Source organism: Leifsonia sp. 21MFCrub1.1, assembly GCF_900107895.1.
GTDB lineage: Bacteria > Actinomycetota > Actinomycetes > Actinomycetales > Microbacteriaceae > Leifsonia > Leifsonia soli.
In genome coordinates, this window is record NZ_LT629867.1 from 278,295 (window position 1) to 303,989 (window position 25,695).

General features: G+C 67.9%; 30 protein-coding genes and 1 tRNA gene. 23 read left to right on the forward strand and 8 right to left on the reverse strand.

Annotated elements, in window-relative coordinates; all coding sequences use genetic code 11:
• Positions 1–22: 22 nt before the first annotated feature.
• The 3 genes from BLW09_RS01190 to BLW09_RS01200 all read left to right on the forward strand — a co-directional run bounded on the left by BLW09_RS01190 (position 23) and on the right by BLW09_RS01200 (position 2,053).
• Positions 23–448, forward strand: a complete 426-nt coding sequence (locus BLW09_RS01190; RefSeq protein ID WP_089907389.1) for a VOC family protein — start codon at positions 23–25, stop codon at positions 446–448.
• Between the two features lie 26 nt (positions 449–474).
• Positions 475–1,032 carry a GNAT family N-acetyltransferase gene (locus BLW09_RS01195; RefSeq protein WP_089907391.1) on the forward strand — a complete coding sequence of 186 codons (558 nt, stop codon included), beginning with the start codon at positions 475–477 and terminating at the stop codon, positions 1,030–1,032.
• A 133-nt stretch (positions 1,033–1,165) separates the two neighbouring features.
• On the forward strand, positions 1,166–2,053 hold the full coding sequence (locus tag BLW09_RS01200; protein ID WP_089907393.1) for a hypothetical protein: 888 nt from the start codon (positions 1,166–1,168) through the stop codon (positions 2,051–2,053).
• Between the two features lie 92 nt (positions 2,054–2,145).
• Here BLW09_RS01200 and BLW09_RS01205 read toward each other — a convergent pair.
• Positions 2,146–2,219: transfer RNA gene (locus BLW09_RS01205), tRNA-Gly, on the reverse strand.
• 174 nt (positions 2,220–2,393) lie between these two features.
• Between BLW09_RS01205 and BLW09_RS18815 the strand changes: the two genes are divergently transcribed.
• From BLW09_RS18815 to BLW09_RS01215, 4 genes are all read left to right on the forward strand, one after another.
• On the forward strand, positions 2,394–3,023 hold the full coding sequence (locus tag BLW09_RS18815; protein ID WP_157696874.1) for a hypothetical protein: 630 nt from the start codon (positions 2,394–2,396) through the stop codon (positions 3,021–3,023).
• Positions 3,024–3,451: 428 nt separating this feature from the next.
• A complete protein-coding gene (locus tag BLW09_RS18820) occupies positions 3,452–3,628 on the forward strand; it encodes a hypothetical protein (RefSeq protein ID WP_157696875.1) in 177 nt (58 codons plus the stop codon).
• A 155-nt stretch (positions 3,629–3,783) separates the two neighbouring features.
• Positions 3,784–4,929 carry a hypothetical protein gene (locus BLW09_RS18825; RefSeq protein WP_157696876.1) on the forward strand — a complete coding sequence of 382 codons (1,146 nt, stop codon included), beginning with the start codon at positions 3,784–3,786 and terminating at the stop codon, positions 4,927–4,929.
• Between the two features lie 762 nt (positions 4,930–5,691).
• Complete coding sequence (locus BLW09_RS01215) at positions 5,692–7,173, forward strand: beta-propeller fold lactonase family protein (protein WP_231946981.1); 1,482 nt, start codon at positions 5,692–5,694, stop codon at positions 7,171–7,173.
• Here BLW09_RS01215 and BLW09_RS01220 read toward each other — a convergent pair.
• From BLW09_RS01220 to BLW09_RS01230, 3 genes are all read right to left on the reverse strand, one after another.
• Positions 7,155–7,682, reverse strand: coding sequence for a DUF1269 domain-containing protein (locus tag BLW09_RS01220; protein ID WP_089907398.1), 528 nt, complete (start codon positions 7,680–7,682; stop codon positions 7,155–7,157). The two genes, BLW09_RS01215 and BLW09_RS01220, sit on opposite strands and share 19 nt — an antisense overlap.
• A gap of 74 nt (positions 7,683–7,756) precedes the next feature.
• A complete protein-coding gene (locus BLW09_RS01225) occupies positions 7,757–8,023 on the reverse strand; it encodes a hypothetical protein (protein ID WP_089907399.1) in 267 nt (88 codons plus the stop codon).
• Between the two features lie 17 nt (positions 8,024–8,040).
• A complete protein-coding gene (locus BLW09_RS01230; protein ID WP_089907402.1) occupies positions 8,041–8,439 on the reverse strand; it encodes a DUF7144 family membrane protein in 399 nt (132 codons plus the stop codon).
• Between the two features lie 131 nt (positions 8,440–8,570).
• On the opposite strand from BLW09_RS01230, the gene BLW09_RS01235 reads away from it, so the two are divergent.
• The 4 genes from BLW09_RS01235 to BLW09_RS01250 all read left to right on the forward strand — a co-directional run bounded on the left by BLW09_RS01235 (position 8,571) and on the right by BLW09_RS01250 (position 10,817).
• On the forward strand, positions 8,571–8,837 hold the full coding sequence (locus tag BLW09_RS01235; RefSeq protein ID WP_089907404.1) for a hypothetical protein: 267 nt from the start codon (positions 8,571–8,573) through the stop codon (positions 8,835–8,837).
• 66 nt (positions 8,838–8,903) lie between these two features.
• Entirely contained in the window at positions 8,904–9,506 is a 603-nt protein-coding gene (gene dcd, locus BLW09_RS01240) for a dCTP deaminase (RefSeq protein ID WP_018192463.1), read from the forward strand.
• Positions 9,507–9,532: 26 nt separating this feature from the next.
• Positions 9,533–10,060 (forward strand): hypothetical protein, encoded by a 528-nt coding sequence (locus BLW09_RS01245; protein WP_089907405.1) that lies wholly within the window; start codon positions 9,533–9,535, stop codon positions 10,058–10,060.
• Between the two features lie 10 nt (positions 10,061–10,070).
• Positions 10,071–10,817, forward strand: coding sequence for a glycoside hydrolase family 16 protein (locus BLW09_RS01250; protein ID WP_089907407.1), 747 nt, complete (start codon positions 10,071–10,073; stop codon positions 10,815–10,817).
• A gap of 87 nt (positions 10,818–10,904) precedes the next feature.
• Here the strand turns inward: BLW09_RS01250 and idi are convergent, their stop codons facing one another.
• Positions 10,905–11,456, reverse strand: a complete 552-nt coding sequence (gene idi / locus BLW09_RS01255; protein WP_089907409.1) for an isopentenyl-diphosphate Delta-isomerase — start codon at positions 11,454–11,456, stop codon at positions 10,905–10,907.
• Entirely contained in the window at positions 11,453–12,358 is a 906-nt protein-coding gene (locus BLW09_RS01260) for a MarR family winged helix-turn-helix transcriptional regulator (RefSeq protein WP_089907411.1), read from the reverse strand. Before BLW09_RS01260 ends, idi begins: the two co-directional genes overlap by 4 nt.
• A 55-nt stretch (positions 12,359–12,413) precedes the next feature.
• Here BLW09_RS01260 and BLW09_RS01265 point away from each other — a divergent pair, with 55 nt between their 5' ends.
• From BLW09_RS01265 to BLW09_RS01275, 3 genes are all read left to right on the forward strand, one after another.
• Entirely contained in the window at positions 12,414–13,112 is a 699-nt protein-coding gene (locus tag BLW09_RS01265; RefSeq protein WP_231946983.1) for a MarR family winged helix-turn-helix transcriptional regulator, read from the forward strand.
• 150 nt (positions 13,113–13,262) lie between these two features.
• A complete protein-coding gene (locus BLW09_RS01270; protein WP_089907412.1) occupies positions 13,263–13,988 on the forward strand; it encodes an alpha/beta fold hydrolase in 726 nt (241 codons plus the stop codon).
• Positions 13,988–14,347, forward strand: a complete 360-nt coding sequence (locus BLW09_RS01275; protein WP_089907414.1) for a cupin domain-containing protein — start codon at positions 13,988–13,990, stop codon at positions 14,345–14,347. Before BLW09_RS01270 ends, BLW09_RS01275 begins: the two co-directional genes overlap by 1 nt.
• 6 nt (positions 14,348–14,353) lie before the next feature.
• On the opposite strand, the gene BLW09_RS01280 is transcribed toward BLW09_RS01275, so the two are convergent.
• Positions 14,354–15,784 (reverse strand): MFS transporter, encoded by a 1,431-nt coding sequence (locus BLW09_RS01280; RefSeq protein WP_089907416.1) that lies wholly within the window; start codon positions 15,782–15,784, stop codon positions 14,354–14,356.
• A gap of 146 nt (positions 15,785–15,930) precedes the next feature.
• On the opposite strand from BLW09_RS01280, the gene BLW09_RS01285 reads away from it, so the two are divergent.
• Entirely contained in the window at positions 15,931–16,896 is a 966-nt protein-coding gene (locus BLW09_RS01285; RefSeq protein WP_089907418.1) for a hypothetical protein, read from the forward strand.
• A 4-nt stretch (positions 16,897–16,900) separates the two neighbouring features.
• Here BLW09_RS01285 and BLW09_RS01290 read toward each other — a convergent pair whose 3' ends face one another.
• Positions 16,901–17,632, reverse strand: coding sequence for a GTP pyrophosphokinase (locus BLW09_RS01290; RefSeq protein WP_089907420.1), 732 nt, complete (start codon positions 17,630–17,632; stop codon positions 16,901–16,903).
• Between the two features lie 504 nt (positions 17,633–18,136).
• On the opposite strand from BLW09_RS01290, the gene BLW09_RS01300 reads away from it, so the two are divergent.
• From BLW09_RS01300 to dnaK, 8 genes are all read left to right on the forward strand, one after another.
• Positions 18,137–18,727: a hypothetical protein gene (locus tag BLW09_RS01300; protein ID WP_089907423.1), complete on the forward strand. Its 591-nt coding sequence runs from the start codon at positions 18,137–18,139 to the stop codon at positions 18,725–18,727.
• Positions 18,728–19,024: 297 nt separating this feature from the next.
• Positions 19,025–19,816 carry a peptidoglycan-binding domain-containing protein gene (locus tag BLW09_RS01305; protein WP_157696877.1) on the forward strand — a complete coding sequence of 264 codons (792 nt, stop codon included), beginning with the start codon at positions 19,025–19,027 and terminating at the stop codon, positions 19,814–19,816.
• A gap of 11 nt (positions 19,817–19,827) precedes the next feature.
• Positions 19,828–20,430 (forward strand): ABC transporter ATP-binding protein, encoded by a 603-nt coding sequence (locus BLW09_RS01310; RefSeq protein ID WP_089916512.1) that lies wholly within the window; start codon positions 19,828–19,830, stop codon positions 20,428–20,430.
• Positions 20,427–21,527, forward strand: a complete 1,101-nt coding sequence (locus BLW09_RS01315) for a hypothetical protein (protein WP_089907427.1) — start codon at positions 20,427–20,429, stop codon at positions 21,525–21,527. Before BLW09_RS01310 ends, BLW09_RS01315 begins: the two co-directional genes overlap by 4 nt.
• A 66-nt stretch (positions 21,528–21,593) precedes the next feature.
• On the forward strand, positions 21,594–22,223 hold the full coding sequence (locus tag BLW09_RS01320) for a pyridoxal 5'-phosphate synthase (RefSeq protein WP_089907429.1): 630 nt from the start codon (positions 21,594–21,596) through the stop codon (positions 22,221–22,223).
• Between the two features lie 17 nt (positions 22,224–22,240).
• Positions 22,241–22,768: an AAA family ATPase gene (locus tag BLW09_RS01325; RefSeq protein WP_089916515.1), complete on the forward strand. Its 528-nt coding sequence runs from the start codon at positions 22,241–22,243 to the stop codon at positions 22,766–22,768.
• Positions 22,769–22,819: 51 nt separating this feature from the next.
• Complete coding sequence (locus BLW09_RS01330) at positions 22,820–23,665, forward strand: siderophore-interacting protein (protein ID WP_231946985.1); 846 nt, start codon at positions 22,820–22,822, stop codon at positions 23,663–23,665.
• A gap of 166 nt (positions 23,666–23,831) precedes the next feature.
• Complete coding sequence (gene dnaK, locus BLW09_RS01335) at positions 23,832–25,694, forward strand: molecular chaperone DnaK (RefSeq protein ID WP_089907431.1); 1,863 nt, start codon at positions 23,832–23,834, stop codon at positions 25,692–25,694.
• Position 25,695: the final 1 nt, after the last annotated feature.

Genomic DNA, 25,695 nt, shown 5'->3' on the forward strand with positions numbered 1-25,695 from the left:
AGCCTCCATGAAAGGAACCCGCATGGCCACCCTGGGCAACATCGTGTTCTACGCCGACGATCCGCAGGCCCTGTCGGACTTCTGGGCGGGAGTGTTCCGCTATCCGCCGCAGCGGTTCGATGGGGAGTTCCGCGAGATGCTCCTCGCGAGCGGTCTGACGGAGCACGATCTGGCGAAGCGCGCACTCGCGGCGAGCGCCGACGGCAGCGGACCGCGGCTCTTCTTCCATCACGCGAACGCCCCGAAGGCGGGACGCAACCGGCTGCATCTCGACGTCCAGGCCGTCGAGGGACGCAAACCGACGCCGGAGGAACTCGAGGCCGAGAAGGACCGGCTGGTGGCGCTCGGAGCGCGCGTCGTCCGGCTCGTCGACCAGCGCTGGGGCCCGGCTGCCGAGTACTACTACCAGCTGCAGGATCCCGAGGGGAACGAGTTCTGCCTGCAGTGACCGCCGGGTATCGGTAGCGTGTGCCCATGTTCTCGAAGACCCTGGCCTCGGGCGGCGAGCTCCGCCCGCTGGAACCGTGGCGTGCCGAGGAGTTCGCTGCGCACCTGGATCGCGCCCGCGAGCACATCCGCCCGTGGGTGGGTCCGTCGTTCGTCACCGTCGACGTCCCCGGTGCGCGCGCGACGCTCGACCGGTACGCCGAGCGGGCGGCGCGCGACGGCGCGGGCATCTACGGGATCTGGGCCGACGGCATCCTGGTCGGCGGCGTCATGTTCGTCGAGTTCTCGGCCGCGACCGGCTCGTTCGAGGTCGGATGCTGGCTCGAGCCGGGCGCGGAGGGAAGGGGCCACATCACCAGTGCCGTGCGGGAGCTCCTCGCGTACGCGTTCGATGTCCGCGGCATGCACCGGGCGGAATGGCGGTGCCGCAGCGACAACGACCGCAGCTCCGCGGTGGCTCGCCGCCTCGGGATGACGCTGGACGGCGTGCTCCGTGAGGCGTGGCCGGTCGGCGACATCTTCCACGACAAGCAGGTGTGGTCGCTGCTCGCATCGGAATGGCGGCGACTGTCCACCCGATCCTGACGTGCGACGGCCTCCGGTCCTCGGGTGGCGGCGGCACGCAGAGGCGATCGATCACCGGTTCGTCGAACGCAGCATTGCCGCCGCGGTGCACTCTCCCCTATAACTGAGGAACACTCACCATAAGGGGATGGGTATGAGCCCACCGGAGAACGAGCATCAACGCCGGCAGCAAGCCACACGAGAGGCGTTCGGCGTCGCCATCGGGGCGTTCATACTCGCCGCGCTCCTGCTCATCATCGGCTACGCCACGACATGGTCACCCGACGGTGCCACCTCGACAACCACCACCGTCGTGACCAAAGAACCCACCACGACGAACACCAACGAAACGAAGAGCGACAGCACACCGAGTCCGGCGCCGACCTCGAAGACCGACGGGGAGCAGACCACCACCCCCGGGCAGGAGACGACGGTGGTCACCACGGATGGAGACCAGTCCTTCCTCGGGCAGCTGTTCCGCAACCCTGCAACCACCCTTCTCCTGCAACTCCTCGCAGCGCTCGCCTTCGCCTTCCTCGCCGGAGCGGCATGGCAACGCATCCGACTCGGTTACTACGGCATCCAAATCGGGTCCCTCAGCATCCAAGAGATCCCCATCGACGAGAAGGCGACGGAACAGCTCCGAGACACCATCCATGCCGAAGACGTCCAGACGATTCTCGAAGTCGACATCATCGAGCCCCGTCCGCGGTGGTGGTACCTCGTCCCCGACGAGATCGACATCGACGCCCTCAAACTCGAACGGATAGCCGTCGAGGCCGGCACACGCGACCTCGCCCAGTCCCGCGGACTCGAACAGCAGATCGAGTACACGCCGATGGTCTGGGACCTTCTCGACCAGCGTCGAGAAGGACAGTCCATGTTCAGCGCGCAATTCGGAGCCGGTTTGATCCGGCTCGTCAGTATCGGCGATCGCCTCATCGCCGGCGCGGCGATCGACGACGACGCACGCATCGACCTGGCCGACGCCAACAGGCACGCGCTCGATGTCCTGTTCAGCTACCTGCCGCCAGCGGGTTGACGGCGCGATGACGAGCCAACAGCAGACGGCGACAGTGGGTGCGGAGTCGGCGTGAGAACGTCCGATTCCGAATGGACAGCACGTCGGACGACTGGAGCGAGTGACGGGAATCGAACCCGCGCTATCAGCTTGGGAAGCTGAGGTTCTACCATTGAACTACACTCGCGCGGCCCGGAATCCCAGTAAAACACTGGGAAGTGAGGCTGCCGCCCAGACTACCCGGTCAACGGTTTTTTGGCCAAACCCACCGGTTACTCACCGCTTTGGGATTTGGTTCCGCAGTGTGCGTCTGCAGCGCTAGTCGCGGACGGGTGGATATGGACGGAATTAGAATCCGAAGATGGTCGATGGAGACGCGCCGAAGTGGGTAGACACCCTGATCCGCGCGGGTGCTTCGGCCATCCCGCTCGTCGGCGGCCCCCTGGAGGTTCTTCTCTCGGACGTCCGCGACCGCCGAGTGACGAAGGTGCGTGCCCTTGTGGCGGACATCGAGGAAGTCGCCGGTGAGGAGAGCTTCATTCGGCGAGTTTCCTCCGATCCACGCTTAGAAGGACTATTCGTGGACGCCGTTGAATCCGCGATCCGTACTTCCATTGACGCCAAACGAAAAGTGCTTGCGCAGGCAGTAGCGGACGCATCGGTAGATCCTTCTAGAACAGATCACTCTGAACTCGTCGTGGGAGCGTTGCGGGAACTGGACGTGCAGCACGTGCGCGCGCTGGCAAGGCTCGAGTCGGAATGGAACGATGCGCGAGGCGAAAGCGGCGTGACCCTTGGCATTAGCGAGGTTTGGAGGACACTGCCTGAGCCAATTCGTGCCGTTCTCATTAGAACGGCAGCGGGGAAGTCCGCGCCTCAGATGCTTACCGCGCAGCAAGCGCCGTATAGGGCGAACGGAATAACTGACTTCGGGATCGAAGTGCTCGAGGCGCTTCGATCGAAGGGGCTAAGCGACGAGTCGATGGCTTGACTCACTCTCGTTCCTAACCGCCGCCCACCTTTGGACGAAAGGTGCCCTGGCAAGACCCCTCGGGGTTGAGTGCCTCATAACGGCTGATGATCGTCGACGGCCGCCCGCGCTGGGATATGATGGGTTCTGCCGTCGTCGCCCCGGTCAGCTGAGAGCCCCTATCTGTGCTCTAGCTTGCGAGTTGGAGCGTTCACCACTATTCTTTTTCCTGTAGAGATGCGTCTCTCGCGGTTTGACCATGCCTAACGCCTTATTCTTTACGCTTTAAGCCTTCTTTCCTTATGCTTGACGCCTTTTTCTTTACGCCTTTTGCCTTTTGCCTTAGGCCTCACGCTGAATGCCTTTAGCTTCAAGCCACAATTCAATATTCCTTACGCTTTCTGCTACTCGAACCCCGTAGATCGGGGACTCTCGAAATGAGAAAGTAAATGTCAGAAAAGATCCAGGCCTTGGGCCTCGTCTTGTTGCTGACTGCTGCGATCTGGATCGGACACAATTGGGCCGACGAAGCGCTGACGTTCGCCACGCATACCGCGGTGGTACTCGCGCTTGAGATCGCCATCTCCTTCTTCGTTGGCCTCGGCCGACGCACCCCGAAGGGGTAGGCAGTCAAAGCACAATTCATGGCTTCGCGGAAGGGACTATGGTTGCTTGCAGCCATAGTCCCTTTTCCCGGCTTAAATTGAGGGGTGCAATGCAAGCGCTTTTGGACTTGACCGGTGTTGGCGCCGGCCAGCATCAGATTTGGCTGGACCGCTTCGTGGCCGGGAACGATGACGACACGAATCAAAAGTTAACGATCACAGCTCCAGCCGGATCAGTGAACTCAAGGTCCGGAATAGTGTGGATCGATGGCAATCCAGGGGAGCGGTGGACCCAGCTCGAACGGGCCATTGAGCAGTTCGTGACGTTGGCAAAAGGGGAGCCCGCAAAACTGGCCTCGTTCGACTCGGAAGTTCACGCGCTGGTCAAGAGTCGGTTCGGAGGAGATCCTCTGCTAGCTGTTGAGGACTTGCGGACCTATAACCCCAAACCCGCAGTGCAGTGGCCTGGCAAGGCCGTCCCGCTGGAGCTTGCATTTCGGACTCTCACAACTGCTCTGCAGCGCTCGGATTCGAAGATGCGCATGACAAACCTTCGTCCGGCGATGGGCAGAGTAGACCCGCGATTTGCCAAGGATGCAAATCCTCAGAATCCGCTCAACGTCGTTGGCATTTGGGGCGCTCTCGTTCGGGCCGCAGAGAAAGCTGGACTTGTAACTCAGTCTGGGCCTGCCTCCAATCCGTACATTTCCTTGGTGGAGCCGCTGAGCCCGCCGCAAGCCGCCGCTACCGCACTCAAAGACGCGAACGCCAGGGAAAGCGATCGCTATCTAGGACTGCTCAAGGCTGCTGCCCTCGGGCCGTTCCAGCAGGTTCGAACGGCCGTGTATCGAGAGATCGAACGCAAGATAACTAGGTCGACATCGATTACCGTGGGAGAACTTCTCGACGGCGCGGTGCAAAAGGTGAGACACGACGTGGAGGCTGCGCACGCCAAGGGTAAGGACTATCTCCTTTCGCAGGGCAAGGCTCTTCCGTGGAGCACCGTTCGCGGTTTCATCGCTGTGATGTTCATTAGGCAACCTGTACTTCTCTCGGACAACGAACCCGTGCCCGCGGATTGGGTGCATCTGGATACACCCGTCTCGGGCATGGTCGATGACTGGCAGTTGCGTGTCGATGGAGACCTCGTGGCGCACCTCGTCGGGGAGGGATGCCGCATCGACCAATACTCGGATGTCGAATTGAGTGGCGCTCTCTACAATCAGCGCCAAGATCTTTCTCAAGTACACGCAGTACTCAAATACCTGGTTGAAAACGGAATCTGTGAGCTGGCGCCGGATTACTCCCTTCGGCTCACGTAGTCGCGCCAACGGACGTGATTGCTCGCACTCTGGTGCGGAGCCGCGTCAGATCGTGTGAGCATGAACGGAACAGGGACGCGTCCGGAAGGTCCGTGTTTCGCCAGCGTGGGATTGATTTCTTGTCCGTACGTGCTCGGCGCTCGGGTACCTTAGGCGTTGCGTCCGTTCGCGTCGAGCGCCGCACCGTCTCACCCCTCGGTGTCGGCGCCACGCGATATTGGGTTTCGGCGCGTCGTTTGGGGGCCTCAGCCGAGTTCGCAGGAGGTACGCCGGTCGCGGTCGTCGGAGATCGACTGGACGATTTACGGTGCGTCAGTGCGGCGATCCTCGAACGCCTTATTTTGCGCGGTGATTCCGCCCCCGGACTCGCGTAGCTCCGTTTACTCACCGCTTTGAGTGTGATCCACGGCGTGGCGTTGGGATCACACGAGTACGTCAATAATGGGAAAAGCCCCGATCATCGGAGCTCTCTATACCGCGCGTGGCTTTTTAATATCCAGAGTAGGAGAAGCTGAGGTTCTACCATTGAACTACACTCGCGCGGCCCGGAATCCCAGTAAAACACTGGGAAGTGAGGCTGCCGCCCAGACTACCCGGTCAATGGTTCTTGGCCAAACCCACCCGCCCGCAGAAGGGTGAAGCCGGGGTGAAAGCCGGTCGGCGGCGTTGCGCTCGGCGTGCGGGTTCCGAAAGACTCGCACAGGACTGGACGTCATCACGCACTCGCAGCGACGTCACGGCTCCTGGGCGAAGGGGACGAGCGTGCGCTCTCGGACGATGGATGGTCGGGCCGCGCCCGCTCGGTGGAGTGCGGTCGTCGCCGCGGTCGTTGGCGCGGCCCTGCTGAGCCTGGGTGCACCGCTCGGAGCGGCCGCCGACACCGTGGTAGCCACGATCCCGGTTGGCCCGACGGCTCTCGCGGTGACGCCGACCATGGCGGTGTCGCCCGATGGCTCGCGACTGTACGTCGCCGACACCGCCTCCGGCACGGTGTCCGTCGTCGACACGGCGAGCAGGACGGTGACCGCGGCGGTGGGCGTCTCCAGTCCGGTCGGGGTCGCGGTCTCGCCGGATGGCTCTCGCCTCTATGTGGTGTCCACGAACCCGACGAATGCGCTGGTCGTCGTCAACACCGCCACGCGTGCCATCGTCGCGTCCATCTCCGTCGGCTCCTCTCCCGCGGGAGTGGCGGTCTCTCCCGACGGTTCGCGGGTCTACGTCAGCAACGCCGGTGGGACCGGGACGACCGCCGTGTCCGTCATCGACACCGCCACGAACACCGTCGTGACGAGCATCGCCGACTCGGCGGCGCCGCGCTCGATGATCGTGTCGCCGGACGGCAGCCGCCTCTACGTCGCTCACGCGTCTCCGACGTCCCGCAATATCTCCGTCATCAGCACGGCCACCGCGACCGTCAGCGGCACCATCCCGCTCGCCTCGTTGATCGACGCCGCGACCGGGTTCGCGATCTCGGCCGACGGCGGCACGCTCTACGCCGCCAGCTCCGGCACGGGCGTCGTCCGGGAGGTCGACACGGCGACGGGCACGGTGAAGGCCACGCTCTCCGCCGGCGCCGGAGCGTGCGACGTCGCCCTCACGCCGGACGGCACCCGGCTCTACGTGACGGACTCCACCGCCAACACCGTTTCGGTGATCGACACGTCGACGGGAGCCATCGTGTCCACCCTCCCGGTCGGCGCCGCGCCGCGCACCATCGTCCTCTCCCCGGACGGCGCCGTGGCCTACGTCGCGAACACGGCGTCGGACTCGGTCTCCGTCATCGGCCTCGACACCTTCCCGGCGATCACGACGGCGACTCTCCCGGGCGGGACGAACGGATCCGCGTACTCGGCCGGCGTCGCAGCGACCGGAGCCCCCGCGCCCACGCTGGCCGTGAGCGCGGGGGCCCTGCCTCCGGGACTGACCCTCAGCGGCGGGGTCGTGAGCGGCAGGCCCACCGCTGCCGGCACGTACACCTTCACCCTCACCGCGAGCAGCACCGTCAGCGGCATCCCGGCGACTGCCTCGCGCACGTACACACTCGTCGTCGCCGCGGTCGCCGTGCCTGCCGCGGTCACGCCCACCGGCACACCCGACGCGGGGAGCGAGCTGGCCGACACCGGAACCGACGTCGCCGGCCCGCTGCTGGCCGCGCTCGGCCTGATCGCCGCGGGTGCGCTCGCGGGTGTCGCCCGCCGCCGCACCCGCGGCGCCGTGGGACGACGTCAGTCCGCCGCGTCCTGAACCTCGTTCTCCAGCTTCTCCTCGTCGACGGCGATCTGCTTCTTGGTGATGCCTGTCGCGTTGGTCAGCAGCCGCTCGATCTCGTCCGCCTCGCTGGGGTCGACGACCACCACGATGCCCGAGCTCCCCGCGTGCAGGGTCTCGCTGATCGCCTTGAGGTCCTCGGCGGACGACTTCTTGGAGATGTGGCCCGCGAGCGCGCCGATGCCCGCCCCGCCGGCGCCGCCGGCCAGGAGGGCGCCTCCGAGCGCGACGGCCGGGAACAGCGCGACGACCAGTCCGCCGGCGAGCCCGATGGCGAGTCCCTTGCGGCCGCCGTGGTGCTTGCCGCCGTCGTCCCGCTTCGGGATCGAGACCTTCCCCTCCGTGTCGCGGACCACCACCGCCGCGTCGAACGCCGCATGGTGGCCGCGCTCCTTGTAGTGGGCGTGGAGACGGTCGAAGTCCGCCACCGCCTCGTCCTCGCTCGCGTACTGTGCGGCGATCGCCACATAGGGTTGATCGGTCATTTTTCCTTCACCTTTCTGGAAGTCGGCGCTGGCGCGCCGACGATTGCTGCTCCCGGGGAGCCGCCGGCCGACGGTCAGTCGTCCGGAGTCGCGACCTGCTCGAGCCGGGCGCCGCCCGGCATCGTGCCAGGAACGGTCTTCTCGTAGAGGAAGGCAGCCGCCTCCGGCCACGAGCTCGCCTCCGCCAGCCGGTACACCGCCACCGCCTGCGCGCCCGCGAACGTCGTCGCGGCGCGGATCAGCGCGGGCGGCGTCTCGCTCAGCACCGGGAGCTGGGCGCTGAAATCGTCCTCGTCCTCATCCGGGTGCAGGAAGAGGGCCCGGTACGTCCCCGCGCTCACGCGACATCTCCCGGCGGCTAGCGGCGAAGTTCTCGTCCGTGCACCGTGACCGCGTAGATCACCAGCACGTCGAGCGTGATCGCGATGGCCGACCACCACGGTTGCGCCGGAAGCGACATCACGTGGGAGACGGCGCTGACCGCGGCGATCACCACCGCCACGACGCGCGCCCACATCGCCCCCCGGAGCAGGAAGAGGCCGGCCAGCAGCAGGAGCACGCCCACGATCACCGACCACCACCCCCACGCCGCGACGTTGAACGACGCCACCCCGCCCCCGGAGCCGACGAAGTAGGCCGTATTCGGGCCGATGATCGCCATGATCCCGTAGAACAGGTCGATCGCCGCCCCGATGAACAGCATGACCGCCGCGAAATAGGCCCACCCGACCCAGCCGGTGGTTCTGGCATCCGACATCTCGCACCTCCCAGATCCTGTTGGCGGAATGGTGCGCCCCCGAGGGGGCTCCTGGCTATGCACCACTTCTGCGGATACGGCTTCGCACGTGGTGTCTAGCCGCGGCGCCCTCGTCGGGGCACACTTCCGCCATGAGTGAAGCCGACATCACGGCGCCCACCACGCTCGGCCCGGGCCGGGTCCCCGGCGGGATGCCGTTGAAGATCCATCTCGACGAACCGGCGTACGCCGCCCTGGTGCGCATCGCCCAGCACCGGCGGACGACGGCGGCGCGGATGGTGGAGGACCTCGTGCTCCACGCCCTCTCGCGTGCCGCCGCGCCGCCGCCCGCGGCCGGCCCGATCACCCGGCCGCACACCACCTACGACGACGCGACGCAGGGATTCCGCCGCGACTGACGCACGCGAGCACCGCCTGCGGACGACGACGGGTGCGCGACCATTCCCACCCGATAGGCTGGCCCCGTGCTTCTCTCCGATCGCGACATCAAGGCCGAGCTGGGTGCCGGGCGGATCTCTCTGGAGCCGTTCGAGGCGGAGATGGTCCAGCCGTCGAGCATCGACGTGCGGCTCGACCGGTTCTTCCGGCTGTTCGACAACCACAAGTACCCGTTCATCGACCCGGCCGAGGACCAGCCCGAGCTGACCCGGTTCGTCGAAGTGGACGCGGATCAGCCGTTCATCCTGCACCCCGGCGAGTTCGTCCTGGGCTCCACGTTCGAGCTGGTGAGCCTGCCCGACGACGTCGCGGCGCGCCTGGAGGGCAAGAGCTCGCTCGGTCGGCTGGGACTGCTGACCCACTCCACCGCCGGGTTCATCGACCCGGGGTTCTCGGGTCACGTGACCCTCGAGCTGAGCAACGTGGCGACGCTCCCGATCAAGCTGTGGCCGGGCATGAAGATCGGCCAGATGTGCTTCTTCCGTCTGTCGTCGGCGGCCGAGCGGCCGTACGGATCGGCGGAGTACTCGTCCCGGTATCAGGGGCAGCGCGGGCCGACGGCGTCCCGGTCGTATCTCAACTTCCACCGCACCGACGTCTCCACCACCGAGGCGGGGCGACCCGCCTGACCCGCACGCCGACCGAGAGGGGCACCATGAGCGAGACCACCGACGCGGCCTTCGCACGGGCTCTGATCAGTTCGGGGCCGATGGCGGAGAACCCGCAGCGGATGCACCTGTTCGGCCGGCTGGTCGGCAGCTGGAGTGCCGACGTCCGTCGCCTGGACGAGCGGACCGGGGTGTGGACCGAGTCCGCCGAGGAGTGGATCTTCGCCTACACGCTCGGCGGTCGCGCGGTGCAGGACGTCCTCGTCATCCGCGACGAGACCGACCCGGAGGGCACCCGCGGGCGCGGGTCGACCGTCCGCGTGTACGACACCGCCCTCGGTGCCTGGCGGGTCAGCTGGTTCGGGGCGGCGACGGGCGACTTCTGCACGCTCGTCGCGACGCCGCACCGCCGTGACGGCATCCGGCAGGACGGCACGCAGACCGACGGCCGCCCCATCCGCTGGAACTTCTCCAGCATCACCGACGAGTCGTTCGAGTGGGACGGCTGGGTCTCCGACGACGAGGGCCGCACCTGGTGGCTCGAGCAGCACATCGACGCCACCCGCACCGGATGAGGGGCGCGCGGTGTTCGACGACTTCGACGAACCGCAGCTCGACCGCGCGGTCTGGCTGCCGCACTACCTTCCCGCGTGGAGCTCGCTCGCCGAGACGCGCGCCGACTACCTGATCCACGACTCCCGCCTGGAGCTGAGCATCCCGCCCGATCAGGGGTTGTGGTGCGGGGAGGAGCACCAGCCTCCGCTGCGGGTCTCCGGGCTGCAGACCGGCAATTTCTCCGGGCCGGTCGGCTCGACGATCGGGCAGCAGCCGTTCCGCGAAGGCCTGCGGGTGCGCGAGGCGCAGGAGGAATTCCGCGGCTGCCTGGTCGAGCGCGGCACGGTCGGGATGCGCGCCTCCCTCTACCTCGGCCCGCGATCGATGGCGTCGCTCTGGCTGGTCGGGTTCGAAGACGAACCGGAGCGAAGCGGTGAGCTGTGCGTGATGGAGGTGTTCGGCCGCGACGTCGAGGAGGACGCGGCGCTGGTCGGGATTGGTTTCCATGCCTTCCGCGACCCGCGCCTCGCCGAGGACTTCGAGCGCGTCCGGCTTCCGATCGACGTCACCGAGCCGCATGCCTACGAAGCGCGCTGGGATGGGGACGAGGCGAGCTTCCGGGTCGACGGCCGGGTGGTCCGGCTCCTGGATGCGCCGCCGCAGTACCCGCTGCAGCTGATGCTCGCGGTCTTCGACTTCCCGGAGTGGCCGGACGAGCGCTCCGGCGGGAGCGCGTTCGTGCCGACCCTGTCGGTCGACCGGGCGTGGGCGAACTGATTCGTGCCCGCACGGATGCCCCTCCGGGCATGACGGGAACCTAGTTATCCACAGTCAATTTCACAGGTGGAAAATAATGAGCACGACTCACAGCTGACCCGAAGCTTCGAGGCTCCGGTCGGCGTAGAGGGCGGGGAGCTGGAGGGTCAGCCAGGGGCTGAAGGCCCACGGCGTCGCGTCGACGGCGGAGAGCAGCGAGCGCGGGTCGGCCCATGCCCATTCGGCGACCTCGCTCGCGGCGGGCGCCAGTTCGCCGACGACGGTGGCCGTGTAGACCGGGCACACCTCGTACTCGACGATGCCCGCGGCGTCGACCGCGCGGTACCGGAAGTCGGGGAGCGCGATCGTCAGGTTGTCGATGCGGGCGCCGAGCTCGTCCTGCGCGCGGCGGCGGACGGCCTCCTCGATCGCCTCGCCGGGGCCGGGGTGCCCGCAGAACGAGTTGGTCCACACTCCCGGCCACGTCGCCTTACTCAAAGCGCGGCGGGTGACGAGGATGCGGCCCTCTCCGTCGAAGAGGTGGCAGGAGAAGGCGAGGTGCAGGGGAGTGGACTCCGTGTGCACCGTCGCCTTGTCCGCCGTGCCGATGGGCGTGCCGTCCTCGGCGAGCAGCACGACCTCTTCGCGGGGTGGGGTCATGCGTCCATACTAGGCGCGCCATCCTGCGACCCCGCCGGGCGTCCCTGCTGCCAGCCGAGGTTGCGCGCCATGGTCTCCAGCGTGCTCATCGTGGTCGCGTAGTCCTGCTCCGAGATGCCGTTCGCCAGCTCGGCCCGGACGGCCTGGACGCGGGCGAACGCCTCGTCGTGCGCAGCGCGTCCCTCGTCGGTCAGCGTGGCGCGGTCGCCGTCGAACCAGACCCAGCCGCGCTCGACGAACTCGGCGAGGACCCGGCGGGCGCGGTGCGCCCCACGGCGCTCGGCGCGACCGTCGCGGTCGAACGGGTGGTGATGGTGGCCCCACGGTCCGCCGAACCCTCGAGCGGGACCGGGGAACGGGTATCCGCCGGGGAAGGGCCCGCCGGCGTGGGGTGCGTACGGGCCGAACGGGTGGCCGGCGCGGACGGCGCCGAAGGCGAAGCCGCGGTCGAAACCGCGCTCGTAGCCGCGCTCGAAGGCGTTCGGGAGGCCGTTGTGCTCGTGGTGCTGGTGCTCGTGGTGCTCGTGCTCGCCGTGGTGGGCGTGCTCGTCGTGGTGCCGGTCGCCGTGGTGCCGGCGCTCGTCGCCATCGTCGGGGGAGGCGCCGGCCGGCCGCTCGTCCCGCGGCTCCTGGCCGCGCCAGCCGGGGTGGTATCCGTGGCCGTGGGCGAAGCCGCGGCCTCCGGCGTTCTCCCGTCGATCGCGCCGGCCGCCGTGGGGCAGCCGCTCGGCGAGCTCGTCGGGTGTTGCCGGCCCGTCGGCGAGGGTGTGGAGGATGCGCCAGCTTCCGCGGCGCAGTCCGAGGTCGGCCAGCGCCTCGCGCATGCGTTCGTGCAGCCGGCCTTCGATCACGCCGAACCAGTATCCGGGCGGCGTCTGTATGGAGTCGTCGATCTTCGTCATCGCTGACTCTCCTTTCGATGTATGTACTGTTACAAGTAAATGTATAGTTACATGCATGAGCGATGGACGTCAAGAGGATGCGCCGATTCCGCCGGAAGCGGACATCGTGGCCCTGGTCGAGAACGCCCTCCTGGCCGTGCGGCGCGATCAGTCGCGCCGGCGACCGCCCTGGGGAGAGGGGATGCCGCACGGGCACGGCCACCACGGGGGCCGCGGCGGTCACTGGGGCGGTCCCTTCGGTGCCGGTGCGTTCGGCGCGGGTCCCTTCGTCCCCGAGTCCGGCGGTTCGGGCGCGACCCCGGGTGGTCCCGGTGCGCCCGGCGGCGCGCCGTTCGGAGACTCCGCTCGTCCCGGTCCCGGTCGCCGGGGCCGCGACGGCTCGCTCGGCCGCATCGCCCGGGTGCGGATGCTCGAGGCGCTGGAGGCGGCCGAGGCCGACGACCGCAACCTGTCCGTGAGCGGGGTGGCCGCCGCGATCGGCGTGGACCAGCCGCGCGCGAGCCGCCTGGTGCAGGAGGGGGTGGAGCGCGGTCTGGTGCGCCGGGTCCCTGACCCGTCCGACGCGCGCCGTGCGCTCATCCAGCTGACGAGCTCTGGCCGGGCACAGCTGAGCGAGCTCCGGTCGCACCGCCGCTCCGCCGTCGAGGCCGCGCTGTCGGCGTTCACCCCGGAGGAGGCGCGCACCTTCGCGGAGCTGTTCGACCGCTTCGTCCGGGCCTGGCCGCGCCCCGGCGAGACCGAGTCTGAGAGCTGACCGGCCCCTCTTGCCGCGGCCTCGGCCGCTCCCTATCCTGGGGCCCTCCCGGCTCGCGGGCGACGGCGCACCCGGTCGCAGGAACCGCCTCACCTCGCTTCGCTGACGAAGGTCGTCGAGTGGCCGGGGTGCTCAGGAACGAGACCTCCGATGACCGATGACGCCGCATCCACCCCCACCGTCGTGCTCGTGCACGGCGCCTTCGCCGACGCGGGCAGCTGGGCGGGGGTGGTCGAACTCCTGCTCGCCGAGGGCGCGAAGGTGCTGGCGCCCGCGAATCCGCTGCGCGGGCTGACCGCCGACGCCGCCTACATCCGCAGCGTGATCGAGCAGATCGACGGGCCGGTGCTGGCCGTCGGCCACTCCTACGGCGGCGCCGTGATCACCAACGCAGCGACGGGTCTCGCGAACGTGCGCGGCCTCGTCTACGTGGCCGCGTTCGCGCCGGACGAGGGCGAGGCGCTGGGGGATGTCGAGGCCGGCTCGACCGACAGCGTGCTGAACTCGGCGCTCAAACCGGCGATGTATCCGACCGACGGAGGACAGGCGCCCGAGCTCTACGTCGACCCCGCGCGGTTCCACGAGGCGTTCGCCAGCGATCTGCCGCCGGATCAGTCGGCCGTGCTCGGAGCGTCGCAGCGGCCGGTCGCCGCGGCGGCCTTCGCCGAGAAGACCGGGTCTCCTGCGTGGAAGGGCCTGCCATCGTGGGCGGTCGTCGCCTCCGGCGACAAGGCCGCCGGCGCCGACGTGATCCGCTCCATGGCCGAACGGGCGGGCGCCGACGCGATCGAGCTCGAAGGCTCGCACGTGATCATGATCTCGCAGCCGCGGGCGGTGACCGACCACATCCTCCGGGCGCTCAGAGCGGTCTCCTGATGTCGGATGCGCTGGCCGGCCGGCTCCGGCGGACGGAGGTGCAGCACGAGCCGTCGTCGATCCCCGGGCGCGAGATCGTGCAGGTGCTGACCGAGATCCCGGAGGGGGTGGAGTCGGGCTGGCACATCCACCCCGGCGAAGAGGTGGGCTACATCGTCGCCGGTGCGGTCGAGATGCGCATCCACGATCGCCCGACCCTGCACCTGACGGCGGGCGACGGGTTCCTCATCCCGCCCGGCACCCCGCACAATGCGCGGGATGTCGGGCCCGGCACGGGCGAGATGCTCTCGACGTACATCGTGGAGGTGGGGGAGCCGCTCGCCGTCTTCGTGGACGAGGGCGACCCGGTCACCGACTGAGCCGCGTCAGGCAGCTGAGCGGCGCGGAGCCTGCACTGGCAGCAGCAGCGCGAGCCCCGCCGCCAGCACGAGCACGATCGCCAGGATGCCCCAGTACTGCGCTCCGCCGACCGCCACGAACACCGCGAACAGGGTCGGCGCCAGGAACGACACCGCGCGCCCGGTCGTCGCGTACAGCCCGAACACCTCGCCTTCGCGTCCGGCCGGCGTGACCCGGGCCAGGAACGTGCGGCTGGCCGACTGCGCCGGCCCGACGAAGAGGCAGAGCACCAGGCCGCCCACCCAGAAGGCGGCGGCGCCGAGGTCGTGCGTGAAGAACACCGCGAGGCCGGCGACGATGAGCCCGATGAGCGAGGTCACGATGACCGACTTCGGCCCGAAACGGTCGTCCAGCCGGCCGGACAGCAGCGTGCTGACCCCCGCGACGACGTTCGCCGCGATGGCGAAGATGATGACCTGTCCGCTGGTGAACCCGAAGGTGCCCTGCGCGAGGATGCCGCCGAACGTGAAGACGCCGACCAGGCCGTCGCGGAACAAGGCCGACGCGATCAGGAACAGGACCGTGTTGCGGCTCTCCTTCCAGAGCCGGCCGATGTCGCGCACCAGCACCGCGTACGAGCGGAAGAAGCCGACGCGCGGGGTGCGGGCGTTCGGCGGGATCTCGGGAACGACGAACAGCACGGGGAGCGAGAAGATCAGCGTCCAGGCCGCCGCGATCAGCGCGATGATGCGGATGTTCAGGCCGTCCTCTGTTGGGACGTGCAGCAGACCGCCCGACCCGGTCACCATCCCGAAGTAGACGATGAGGAGCAGGACGATCCCGCCCAGGTAGCCGGCGCCCCAGCCAAACCCGCTGACGCGGCCGACCGTCTTCGGCGTCGACACCTGCACGAGCATGGCGTTGTAGTTGACGGTCGCGATCTCGTAGAACACCGTCCCGATCGCGACGAGCGCGACGCCGAGCAGGAAGTACGACGGCTCGCCGACCACGAAGAACATGGAGGCGGTGACCAGCACGACGACGCCGGTGTTGACGCCCAGCCACAGCTTGCGGCGTCCGGAGCCGTCCGTCCGCTGGCCGAGCACGGGCGCGAGCAGCGCGACGACGGCGCCCGCCAGCCCGACGCCCCACGCGAGCCCGCTCGACAGCACGGCGACAGCGGCGTCGTAGGCGGCGTGCGCCGGCCCCGAGCCGCTCGTCTCGGCATCCCGGGCGGCCACGATCGAGGGCGAGACGAAGAGGCTGCTGGTCAGGTAGACCGTGAAGACGAAGGTCGTGATGACCGCGTTGAAGGCGGCGCCGCCCCAGTCCCAGGCGGCCCATGCGACCACCCACCCGCGCGGGATTCGGCGGTCGGTCGCGCTGTCGGCGAAGAGCGGGCTCGCGGTCGTCACCAGGGCGTCGCCGTCGACGCCGCGGGGGTCGGCACCTGTCATAGCCACAGCGTAGGGCGTGGCGGGGAACGGCCGGTGAACGGCGCGGCTCCGCGACCGCACGGTGCGCTTTTGGGTGGCCGCACGGATTCAGGGGCGCAGCGGCACACCGGTATCGTGACGAGCATCCGACCCGTGGAGGTTCCATCGTGAGCACCGTCTCGTCCGCTCCGAACCCGTACGCCTGGGTGCGGCATCTGCTCCCCCGCGTGGTGATCGGCGCGCTGATCGCCGCCGCCCTCGTCGGCGTGTACGCCGTCATCCTCGGGCGGTTCGACGACACCTGCTGGCGGCTGATCGGCACCATCGCCCTGTTCGTCTTCTTCGCCCTGGTCTCCTGGTACGACGCCGATGTCTCGGCCCGCAGGGCGCCGTGGTTCGGCGCGGTCAGCGTCGTCACCTCGGTGTACCTGTTCGGGATCGGGCTGTGGAAGGTGTGGGTCCCGAACGTGCAGCCGGTCGACGGCCTGTACGGCTCCGACGGTTACGACCCGTGGTGGCAGCCGTTCTCCTGGTTCCTGCTGGTGCTGGTGACGCGCATCGGCCTGCTCCACATCCACCTGGTGCTCAACACGCAGCGCCGGTTCACCGGGCCGATCATGAGCAAGGTGACGGTCGCGACCCTCGTGCTGGTCGGGCTGCTGACCGCCGGGCTGTCGCTTCCGCTGATCTGGACGCGCGTCGACTTCGGCGAGACCTACTGGCGGCTGGTGGCGGTCGTCGCGATCCTGGATGCGCTCGGCACGGTGCTCATCCCGCTCACCTACTCGCTGTTCGGGCCGAAGGCGGTGCGTCCCGCCCCGTCCGCGTATGCGGCGCCGGCGCCCTTTGCCGGTCCGGGCGCGATGCCGTACGCGCAGCCGCCGATGCAGGCTCCCACCCCGGGCCCGGCGGTCGCGCCGCCCGCGGCGCCGGCTGCTGCTCCCGGCTGGACGCCGGCCCCACCTCCGACGCCTGCCGGAGCGCCCGGGACGGCCGCAGCACCCGCGTCGGCCTACCCGCGCCTGGACGCCTCCGGCGGCCTGCGGCTGGAATGGCCGCGCTACATCAACGGCCAGCCGCTTCCCGCACGGCCGGACGGCACCCCCGACTTCACGGGGGTCGTCGGCTACTGATCGCTCAGCGCGACGCCGGCAGGCTGTAGACGGTTCCGCGGTCGTCGCCGCGCACCTGCCGGTGCAGGTCCTCCATCGTCAGGTCGAGCTGGCTCGCCGTGCCCGCCGCGGCGGTCAGGTCGCGCAGCAGGCCGGCGGGGACCTCGCCGTCGTACTTGTAGTAGATCTTGTGCTCGAGGCTGGCCCAGAAGTCCATCGCGACCGTCCGCAGCTGCACTTCGACCGGCACCAGCACCGGCCCCTCGCTGAGGAAGACGGGCACCTCGACGATCACATGCAGGCTCTTGTAGCCGTTCGGCTTCGGGTGCGCGATGTAGTCCTTGACCCGCAGGACGCGCACGTCGTCCTGAGCGGTGAGCAGGTCGAACACCCGGTAGACGTCGGAGACGAAGCTGCAGACGATGCGGATGCCGGCGATGTCGGTGATCGCCTCGCGGATCGCGTCGAAGCTGGGCTCGCAGTTCTTGCGGATCACCTTCTGCTCGATGCTCTCCGGCGATTTGAGGCGGCTCGAGATGTGCTCGATCGGGTTGTAGTCGTGGAGCTCGGCGAACTCCTCGCGGAGGATGCTCACCTTGGTCGAGATCTCGTCGATGCCGAACTTGTACGGCATGATGAACCGCGCGAAATCGTCCCGGAACGCCTGCACCTCGCTGAGGGTGGCGGGGTCGATGTTCTGCAGCGCCTCGATGGCGCGCGTGGAGAGAAGCGGGGCGGCGGCGGGATCCGTTTCCATGATCTCGACGCTAGCGACGGTGCTTGTGCGGCCGGTGTGAATCACTGCGGGCCGGCATTTATTGATATTGTTGTATTAATTCGTACTTCAGTTCCAATTTCTGCTACATTGTGCGTACGAATCGTCGGCGCTCGCCGGCGGGGTGATCAATAGGGAGATCATGCGGATGGATGCACGCACGTACGGGAGCGAAGCTTCGAAGAAGATCGGCCGAAAGGCCCGCGCGCTCATGGTCGCTGGGGCGACTATGGCTCTGACCTGCGGGGTCGCGACATCGGTGGCTCCGGCCAGCGCGGCTCCGTTGCCCTACCAGCACGTAGGCGTGCTGTACTCGAGCAAGATCTATCACTACGCTGACTCGTTCGGTGAGATCCGGCACTATGTGTGCGCGCAAGGGAAGACCATCGTTGCGAATTGGGCCAGGCCTGGCGTGTGGTCGGACCAGGGTCTGAGCTACGCCGGTGTCACGTCGTACGGGGTCACTGGACGATAAGGAACGTCCGCATGCGGGTCTTCGTCATCGTCGGCGCGGCGGCCACAATCGTGGTCGCCGCGCTCGGGGGGTGCGCTTCGGCCGGACACCCGTCCTCCGGAGCGTCGTCCCCGGCCTTCCAGGGGCCGGTTCCGTCATTCACCGGGCCGTGGGCGTCTGAATTCGAACAGGCCTACCGCTCGACGAACAGCGACGCTGTCCATGAGATTCTCGCCAAAGGCTCGATCACGGATCGGGATTACGCCGAAGTCAGCGCTGAATATGAGCGGTGCATGGCCAACAAGGGGTTTCCCACGCGTGTTACGGGGCCTGGGGGCGAGGCTGAGATTGATGGCGGAGAGGACAGTCTGAAGGCAGACGAGGCATGCAATGGCGACTTCGCGATTATCGCTTCGCTACGTGGAAGCATCCTCCGCAATCCTCAGAATCTCGACGAGAACGAGATCGTCGTGGCCTGCCTTGTCGCCAATGGTGTGGTGCCCCAGAGCTACACGGCGAAGGAGTACGAGTCGAATCTGGAGTCGCAGACGTTTCCGTTCTCGATGGACGACGCGGAGTTCACACGATGCGCCAGGGATCCGCTGGGCCTCTCGGGTGACTAGGACATCGTGATTCGGATCTCAGGGCCGGTGGGGGGTCTTCTAGCCTTCCTCCTCCTCGCGGCGGGAGCACTTGCCGGTGCATTCGTCCTTCCTCTCTCGCCTCCACAGGGAATCGTCGCAACCGCGAATGTGTCATCTGCGTCGGCGAAGCAGCTTGACATCACCGACGACCAGGCTGCGACCCTCGCCATCACCGCGGGCCCAGAGCGGAAACTAGTGGTGAACGTATCGGGGACGTTGACGGCCACCTCGTGCACAGCGGGTGGGCGGGCCGAGTCCGGGCAGTCAGGTCTGGCGGTGAACGATGTTCCCATCATCTATCTTTCGACGCCGACTCCGCTCTGGCGCGACCTGATGGCAGGGGATCACGGTCCTGACGTCCAATCCCTTCAGGATGAACTCCGTCGACTGGGTCACAGCGTTCGCGCGGACGGACGTTTCGGACCAGACACGCTGAGATCCGTCATCGCATTGGCCAAGAATGCGGGAGTCGCGGATGTGCGCACCTGGACAAGCTTTCCCGTGTCACGATTCGCGTGGTTGCCGGCTCCGACAGTCGAAACCATGACGTGCTCCCTCCAAGTCGGCGACCAGGTCGTCGCCGGTGACGCGGTGGCGGTACTGCCGCCCGGCATCGAGAGCGCGCGGCTTTCGCCCGAGCCGCGCGATGTCGTGCCAGGCGAACGAGTCGTGGTCGTCGGTGACCTCGTCCTGCCCGTCGATGACTCGGGCAACGTAGCGTCCCCAGACGATCTCGCAAGACTTGCGGCATCGCCGGCATATGCGGCGTACGCGGCGGGCGCCACCGCGCCGCAGGCCTCGCAGGGCGGGTCCGACCTTCAGCGAAACGGTGCGGCCGGAGGGGTTCCTGTGACCTTCCGTCTGGCGCGGGGGCTGAGTGTCTACTCCGTTCCGGCGGCCGCGGTCTACGCTGCTCGAGGTCGAAGCGCCTGCGTTGTCGCCGATGGCAAGCCGGCCGCTGTGACCATAGCTTCGTCCCAGTTCGGCCAAACGCTGATCCAGCCTGAGGCGTCCCAATCGATAGCGGAGGTGTCCTTGAAGACGTCGCAGGCGCCGCCGTGCCGGTGAGGTCGCGCGACATGGTTCCGCGGAATATCACCGCGACCGGGCTATCGCATGCGTTCGGGACATCACCGCCTCTGTTCTCCTCGCTGAGCTTCCGGTTGCAGCCGAATGAGGTCTATGCGCTGACGGGACCATCGGGTTCGGGTAAGAGCACCCTCCTCAGCATCCTCGCGGGCTGGACCCAACCGACATCGGGAGACATAGAGCGGGTGAACATCGAATCGATCGCCTGGGTATTTCAGAATCCCCACGGTGTCGCCGCTCGGACAGCGGAGGATCACGTCGCGCTCCCTCTCCTGGCGCGGGGTCGCGCGCACGGCGACGCACGATGCGAGGCCCGCGAGAGGTTGGCGGCGGTCGGGCTGGCTGGACGAGCGTTGGCGCGGTTCAGCGAGCTGTCAGGCGGCGAGGCACAGCGCTTGATGCTCGCACGCGGATTGGCCTCGAACCCTCACCTTCTGCTCGTCGATGAGCCGACGGCGCAGCTCGATCCGGTGACGGCCGATACCGTGAATACCGCAATCCATTCCTTGGCCGATCAGGGCGCGATCGTCGTCGTCGCGACGCACGATCAACGGACGCGTGACGCGTGTACGAGCGTTATACGGCTCGGATGACGATGCGGCTTCCCACGATCGTGCGTGAGGCCCTTCTCAATGTCCGATCGGGGACGGCGCGAGCGGGGCTCTTCGCGCTGGTGCTCGGTGCGGTGGCCGCAGTACTAGGTGGAAGCGATCTGGTGGCCATCGCATCGATTGAGCACGAAGCAGACCGATTCCGCAAGGATGGCGGGTCGACGATCATCTACCGGTTCCCGCAGGGCATCGACGGGGCGGCATGCGATGGTCTGCGCTCTGTCGACGGTGTGGCCGCCGCTGGAGCCGTTCGGCAGCGCGAGCGCGGGTACACTCCAGCTGCGCTGCCGCGTGAGCCGATCCCCACGTTCGACGTCTCCCCGGCATTCGGCGGCTTCACGGCTCTCCGCGATGAGGCCTCGGGCGCCGGGGTACTCATCTCGGAGGACGTGGCCGAAACGACGGGCGCGAGCGTCGGCACCGTGCTGCATCTCACAGATGGCCGCCCGCGGGTCACGGGGGTCTTCTCGTATCCGAATGATGGCCGAAGGCCAGGCTACGGCTATGCGATCTTCGTCCCGTCGGATGTGCTCGCGCCCTACGACGAGTGCTGGGTCGAAGCGTGGCCCGTTTCAGACCGGCTCCTCGCTGTGATGCCTACTGCCCTGGTTGGCGCTCGAAGCGCTCCAACCGCTTCCAGCGACGACACGCGGGGCCCCCAGCTTCAGCAGCTGAACGCCTCCCACGGCAGCAGATTCGACGGCGCCGTCGCTTTCGAGACACGTGTTACACGAATGAGCACCGCAGTGCTCGGTTTCGTGGGCTTCGTGCTGGGAGCAGTGTCTGTCGGCCGTCGGAAGCTGGAACTAGCCAGCGGTCGTCACGCCGGTGTGAGTGCCACGGCCTCTAGTCTCCAGCTGGTCCTAGAGACGCTGGTGTGGGCGGCCATGGGGGCATTCGTCGCGCTGTCTCTCCTCTCGCTGGTCATAGCGACCGGCGGCTCCTCGTCGCCCGATGTCCTGTGTGGTGTAGCGGCCCGTGTGCTGATCGTCACTCTGATGGCGCCTGCCCTCGGGGCATTCGCTCGCGCAGCGACTATCAGGGAAGCGCACCTCTTCGCCTATTTCAAGGCGAGATAGCGACGGTGCTTGTGCGGCCGGTGTGAATCACTGCGGCCCACGCGGTGCCGGGCCTAGGGTGACGCTATGGCCAACACGCTCACGGGAGACGCGGACCTGTTCCTGCCGGAGTTCGACGACCCGCCCGCCGAGCCGGGCGGCCTGCTCGACGAGTGGGTCCACCGGGCGAAGGAGCGCGGGGTGCGCGAGGCGCTCGCCGCGACGCTGGCGACCATCGGAGAGGGCGGCGAGCCCGACGCCCGCACGGTCGCTCTGCGGCGGCTCACGGGCGACGGCGTCGAGTTCGGCACATCGTCGGACAGTCGGAAGGGACGCCAGCTCGCCGCCGACCCGCGTGCGGCCGTCGTGCTGTACTGGCGCGAGCTCCTGCAGCAGCTGCGGGTTACCGGACGCGTCGAGCGGCTCGGCGAGGCGGAGTCGGACGACCTGTTCGCGCGCCGCACGCGCGAGGCGCAGGCCGCCACCATGGTGAGCGAGCAGGATGCCCCGCTCGACGACCTCGACCGGCTGCGCGACGCCGCGCGCGACCTCCTGTCCGCCGACGGCCCGATCGGCCGTCCGGAGCGCTGGTACGCGTACCGCGTGGTTCCCGAGCTGATCGAGTTCTGGCACGGCAGTCCGGACCGCCTGCACCGCCGCCTCCGCTACGTGCGGGGCGACGGCGGCGCGTGGACGGTCTCCCGCGTGCAGCCGTAGTGGTCGGGGGCGAAGCGGTGGACGGGGACGAAGCGGTGGATGCAACGGCCCGGCCGGTCCTCATCCTGTACTGCGCGCTGCCGGGAGCCGGCAAAACGACAGCAGCGCGCGAGCGGGAACGCGAGACCGGCGCCATCCGGTTCAGCCCCATCCGTTTCAGCACCGACGAGTGGATGGCCGAGCTGGGCCTCGACTACTTCGATCCGCTGCGCGATCGCGTGCAGGCGCGGCTCGACCGGTTGTGGCGGCAGCTGCTCGAACGCGGGCTGAGCGTGATTCTCGAGGACGGGTCGTGGACGCGGACCGAACGCGACGAGCTCCGGCGGGCCGCGCGGCGTTCCGGGGCGATCACCGAGCTGCACGTCTTCGACATCCCCGTCGAGGAGCTGTGGCGACGACTCGAAAGGCGCAACGAGCGTCCCGGCCGTGGTGAGGTACCGATCACGCGAGAGCTGCTCGATGAGTCGGTGCAGAGGTTCGAGGCTCCCGATGCCGCGGAACTCGCGCTGTTCGACCGCTGCATCGTGCACACGGGTGGATCGTGATCGCCCCGCCCGGTAAGGTAAGCCTTACCTAATCTTGCGACGGGAGCTCCGATGGCACGGACGAACATGCAGGCGACACGCGTGAAGCCGGAGCGCTCCGAGTTGCTCGTTCTGCATGTGCTCCGCCGCGAGCGGATCTCGTCCGGATTCGTCCGCGTGACGCTCGGCGGCGGAGATATCGAGCGGTTCGTGCCCCTGGGGTACGACCAGTGGTTCCGGCTCTTCATCCCGGTGGGCGACGACTCGAGCCTCGATCGGCTCCCCACGAAGCTCGACGCCCTGGCCTACGCCCGCTACCTCGCCATCTCGAAGGCCGTGCGCCCGGTGCTGCGCAACTACACCGTCCGTGCTTTCCGGCCCGATGGTCCGGAAGGTCCAGAGCTCGACGTCGACTTCGTCCTGCATCGGGCGGCCGACGGCTCTAGCGGTCCCGCTGCGGCCTGGGCGGAGGGATGTGCGCGAGGCGACGCGGTCGCCATCATCGACGAGGGCCGCACCTTCGCTCCGGCGGCGGAGATCGCGCACCTGCGGATCGTGGCCGACGAGACCGGGCTTCCCGCTGTGGCCGGAATCCTGGCCTCTCTCGCCGAGCGATCGAGCGGCTCGTCCGGCGTCGAGGGCACTGCCGTCATCGAGGTCCCGGATCCGGACGACGTGCAGGAGCTCATCGCACCGGCGGGGATGGACGTGCGCTGGGCTGTCCGGCGCGGGCGCGGTGGTGTGCCGGGCGCGCTCGCCGCCGAGGCCGCGCGGTCGCTCGCGGTGCCGGCGGTGCGCTCGTACGGCTGGGTGGTGGGCGAGTCGGAGCTGGCGGTCGGGATGCGCAGGCACTGGATCTCCACCGGCACGGCGAAGGCCGACATCGTGTTCTGCGGGTACTGGAAATCGCGGCACTGACGGGGAATACCCGCCTCTTCTCCAAAGTTGAGTCTGGTGTACTCAAGTTTTGGGTCCGACGTCTTGACAGCATCCCCTCGCGGGTGACAGTCTTGAGTCGTCGAGGCTCAAGTCTTGACCCCAGACTTTCACGGCCACAAGCCAGCAACAAAGGAGAGAAGCACACATGTCACGTGCAGTAGGAATCGACCTCGGAACCACCAACTCCGTCGTCTCGGTGCTCGAGGGTGGCGAGCCCACGGTCATCGCGAACGCGGAGGGCTTCCGCACCACCCCGTCGGTGGTCGCCTTCACCAAGGACGGCGAGGTCCTCGTCGGCGAGACCGCCAAGCGACAGGCGGTCACCAACGTCGACCGCACGATCTCGTCCGTCAAGCGCCACATGGGTACCACGTGGACCACCGAGATCGACGGCAAGAAGTACACCGCTCAGGAGATCTCGGCGCGCATCCTGCAGAAGCTCAAGCGCGACGCGGAGCAGTACCTGGGCGACACGGTGACCGACGCGGTCATCACGGTCCCGGCGTACTTCAACGACGCCGAGCGTCAGGCCACCAAGGAGGCCGGTGAGATCGCGGGCCTCAACGTGCTCCGCATCATCAACGAGCCCACCGCTGCCGCACTCGCGTACGGCCTCGACAAGGGCAAGGAGGACGAGCTCATCCTCGTCTTCGACCTCGGTGGCGGCACCTTCGACGTCTCGCTGCTCGAGGTGGGCAAGGACGACGACTTCTCGACCATCCAGGTGCGCTCCACCGCCGGTGACAACCGGCTCGGCGGCGACGACTGGGACCAGCGGATCGTGGAGTGGCTGATCAAGCGCTTCAAGGACTCCACCGGTGTCGACGTCTCCAAGGACAAGATCGCGCTGCAGCGCCTGAAGGAGGCGGCGGAGCAGGCCAAGAAGGAGCTGTCGTCGAGCATGTCGACCAGCATCCAGCTGCCCTACCTGTCGCTCACCGAGAACGGCCCGGCCAACCTCGACGAGACGCTCACCCGCGCCCAGTTCGAGCAGATGACCAGCGACCTCCTCGACCGCACCAAGAAGCCGTTCCAGGACGTCATCCGTGAGGCCGGCATCAAGGTCGGCGACATCGCGCACGTCGTGCTCGTCGGCGGATCGACCCGTATGCCCGCCGTCTCCGAGCTCGTGAAGCAGGAGACCGGCAAGGAGCCCAACAAGGGCGTGAACCCGGACGAGGTCGTCGCCGTCGGCGCCGCCCTGCAGGCCGGCGTCCTGAAGGGCGAGCGCAAGGACGTCCTGCTCATCGACGTCACCCCGCTGTCCCTCGGCATCGAGACCAAGGGCGGGATCATGACCAAGCTCATCGAGCGCAACACGGCCATCCCGACCAAGCGCAGCGAGACCTTCACCACGGCCGACGACAACCAGCCGTCCGTCGCGATCCAGGTCTTCCAGGGCGAGCGCGAGTTCACCCGCGACAACAAGCCGCTGGGCACTTTCGAGCTGACCGGCATCGCCCCGGCTCCCCGCGGCATCCCGCAGATCGAGGTCACCTTCGACATCGACGCCAACGGCATCGTGCACGTGTCCGCCAAGGACAAGGGCACCGGCAAGGAGCAGTCGATGACGATCACCGGCGGGTCCAGCCTGCCGAAGGAGGACATCGACCGCATGGTGCGCGAGGCCGAGGAGCACGCGGCGGAGGACAAGAAGCGCCGCGAGTCCGCCGAGACCCGCAACCAGGCCGAGCAGCTCGTCTACTCGATCGAGAAGCTGATCAAGGACAACGAGGACAAGCTCCCCGAGGACGTCAAGAACGAGGTCCAGGGCGACGTGGACAGCCTGAAGGCCGCTCTGGCCGGCGACGACGACGAGGCGGTGAAGACCGCCCACGAGAAGCTCAGCTCCAGCCAGCAGAAGCTCGGCGAGGCGATCTACTCCTCGGCGCAGCCGACCGAGACCCCGGCCGGCGAGGCGGCCGATGGCCAGCAGGCCGGCGCGTCCTCCTCCGACGATGAGGACGTCATCGACGCCGAGGTCGTCGAGGACGAGGAGAAGAAGTAAT